This window comes from Streptomyces sp. NPDC007205, assembly GCF_040634095.1.
Lineage (GTDB): Bacteria > Actinomycetota > Actinomycetes > Streptomycetales > Streptomycetaceae > Streptomyces.
This window is the reverse complement of record NZ_JBEYEW010000140.1, coordinates 1-2,922: the sequence shown is the minus strand read 5'-3', so window position 1 is coordinate 2,922 and position 2,922 is coordinate 1. Positions and strand designations below refer to the sequence as shown.

The window sequence follows — 2,922 nt, the reverse complement described above, 5'->3', positions numbered from 1 at the left end:
GGCCGACAGATCCTCAACAAGGCAGCCTGGCCAGTTGTCCCACGGGTCAGACCCTGGCCCCGGACGACGCCCCACGAGTCTCACAGTTGTCCCAGCCCAGGCGGACCGACCGCACCCACCGCCCCAGGTCCTCGCCCTGGTGTACGACGGTGCCCGGCGACATGGGCAGCTCGCCGCCGGCCTCCAGGTGGAGCCGGACGAGGTGGAAGGCGCGCTGCCATTCCACCGGCCAGGCGGGGCACCATGACGGGTCTATGTCCTCCAGCTGCTCGCGCCGTTCCTCCGACAGCGCCCCGGCCGCCGACTGAACCGGCAGGCCCTCGGCACGCCGCCGATCGTTCTCGGCGGCCCGGCGGGCGGCGGCGCGAGTGTTCTTCAGAAGGATCCCTACCCGGTACCCCTGGTAGGTGGCGTCCAATGGCGCCAGGAGGTGGCCCGCTTCCGCTGCCCACCCGCGCGCCGCGGCGAGTCCTTCTTCCCAGGCGACGTCGTAGTGGCTCCAGATCATGCCGAGCTTCTCTAGCTGCGCGATGCGGTCTTCGTCCATGTCCCCACGGGCGTAGACCCGCCTCGCGTCGGCGATCCATTGTCCCAGTGGAAACCCGGCGAGCGAGGCCGGCCACGCCTCGGCTTCGGCCTCCTTCCGGCCCGCGGCGGGGACACGGTAGGTGAAGGGGACGCGCAGGTCGCCGTGCTGGCGTGCGTAGATGACGGCGGCCTCGATGCCGCGCCGCCAGTGGGTGTGTTCAGGGTTGAGGACGCGTAGGTTGATGAACGCCGCCAGCTGCGCGGGGTGGCGCGGGGTGGAGAACTTCAGCAGCTGCCGGGCCGGCACGGACAGTCGGTTGCCGAGATGACCAACCGCTTCACCATCTGGCACCAGATCACCGGCACCACACTCATGGCCACGACCGCCTGAACCAGACACCACCCGCACCACCGGCATACCCCAACTCACCTGTCACATAAGCAACTTGGCAAGCCCCCGTAGAGACCCCCGCCTGGACCGCCCAGGAGCCTCCACGCCAACGCGGCAGGCGAGGGGTGGCTTAGGTCACGCAGGAAGTTCGGTATCAGGCGTAACAGGCCAGCCAGTCATGTGTCCTATGAGTGAGGCATACAGCAATGTATTGCGAAGATAGGTTGAAGGCGTCAAATTTACGCCTTCAGCCTCAATTAATCTCACGCCCCCGCATGACTGCGGTGGTCACTCAACTCTCTGTCGACATCCAAGGAGGATGACATGTCTGCACGTCACAAGAAGGCACGTAAGACGTCAATGGTAATGGCAAGCCGATATGTTGCCATGAGTGGGGTGGCGTTGGCCCTGACTGGCGGCCTGCAGATCCTGAACGCCACCACCAGCTTAGCCGACGTCAACCGCGGCCCCGGTCATGTTGCGGCTAAACATGATCTGGGTTATCCAGTAATTACCTATGATTTTATTGGTGACGTCCCGCAGAGCGTCCGGGTGTTGGTCAAAGAGGCTACGGAAAAATGGAATATGGCAGTCGGTGACTATATATTTCAGGAGCCTTATGAAGGTCATCCGGCTACACTGCACGTCAGCATGGATGATTTAGAGTCTCCACGGATCGGGGAAGCTTTCGGCAAAGGGAGTAGTGGCTATAATCCGGGCCCTAAATCTTGGAGTCACACTCCTTTAAGGTTGGACAGGGCGTTTTTCGACAGCTCGGGCCATGATCAAAAGCTTTCCAACATTGTCCATGAGTTAGGCCATGTCCTGGGGTTGGGTCATTCCTCTGGTGGTGAGACGGCGGGTGTCCCGGGGCTGAGCGACGAAGTCATGCGGGAAAAGCTCGTGAACAATGCTCCCACGTCTCCCAGCAGGGGGGAGGTTGATGAGGTGAGAAAGATTTATCAGGAAGACCGGGACGCCCAGCGGAACGCTGAGAAGAAGGATGGGCAGTCGAAGCCTGGCGAGCAGAGGCCGTCTGGCAGGGGGCCGGAGCGGCCACAGGGGCCCCGTGAGAACCAGCCTTCGACCCTCCCGAACTTTTCTGCCCCGGAATGGGAAAGCGGCTCCGACAGTGTCTACAGGAATAGCCGGACCGGGGAAAAGTGGACACGGAACGGAAATACCTGGACCAACTTGGAGACCAGGCGAACTCTCGAGGGCGATGGCATTCACTGGGACCAGCCTGAGGTCCGCAGGGGGAACTTCGAGTACCGGGGCATGGGCCTTGAGGCGGACTTGGGCGGTGCGCGGGAGCGGCGGTCGGCGGACGGGCAGTATCAGCACGACGAGGTTCCCCTGGACCCAGGCTTTCATAAGCGGGCCGGCAAGGCCGGGGGTCCTGAGGTTGGCTCAGCTGGTGGCAGGTTCACGGATTCCAGCGGCCATCAGCTGGGGCAGGAGGCCAACCATCAGCAGGAGGAAGCTGACCGGGAACGGGAGCGGGAGCGGGAAGCTGACCGGAAGCGGGAGCGGGAGCGGGAAGCTGACCGGAAGCGGGAAGATGATCACGCTCGTGAGGTTCGGTAGTCCTCTGCCTGGGGTGGCTGAGAGACCGGTGACCGGCCGGAGGGCTGGTTGAGGTTTCTCAGACACCGACCAGAGGGGGCCCGCCCCTCCGTGTTGGTCGTGTCTTGTGGCTGTGGGGCTCGCTGTGGGAACGCCGATCGGCGTTTTCCCGCACCGGGCCCCGTTTCGTGGGCAACCTGCCCCTGCACGACACGGCGCGCAACCAGATCTGGCCGGAGAACGCCCTGGATCTGCCGGCCTGGACGGCGATGCCGGGGTCTTGTCAAGTTGTTTGTGTGGTAGGTGAGTTGAGGTATGCCGGTGGTGCTGGCGGTGTCTGGTTCAGGCGGTCGTGGCCATGAGTGTGGTGCCGGTGATCTGGTGCCAGACGGTGTGGCGGTTGGTCATCTGGGTGCGGTAGTCGGGGGCGGTCATCA

1 protein-coding gene and 1 pseudogene are annotated in these 2,922 nt (G+C 63.7%); one reads left to right on the top strand and one right to left on the bottom strand.

The window, feature by feature from the left end:
* Positions 1 to 88 precede the first annotated feature (88 nt).
* Positions 89 to 838, bottom strand: a pseudogene (locus ABZ624_RS42570) (helicase associated domain-containing protein); the annotation flags it as partial.
* Positions 839 to 1,243: 405 nt separating this feature from the next.
* Between ABZ624_RS42570 and ABZ624_RS42565 the strand changes: the two are divergent.
* Positions 1,244 to 2,506, top strand: coding sequence for a hypothetical protein (locus tag ABZ624_RS42565; RefSeq protein WP_360101042.1), 1,263 nt, complete (start codon positions 1,244 to 1,246; stop codon positions 2,504 to 2,506).
* The last annotated feature ends 416 nt before the right edge of the window (positions 2,507 to 2,922 follow it).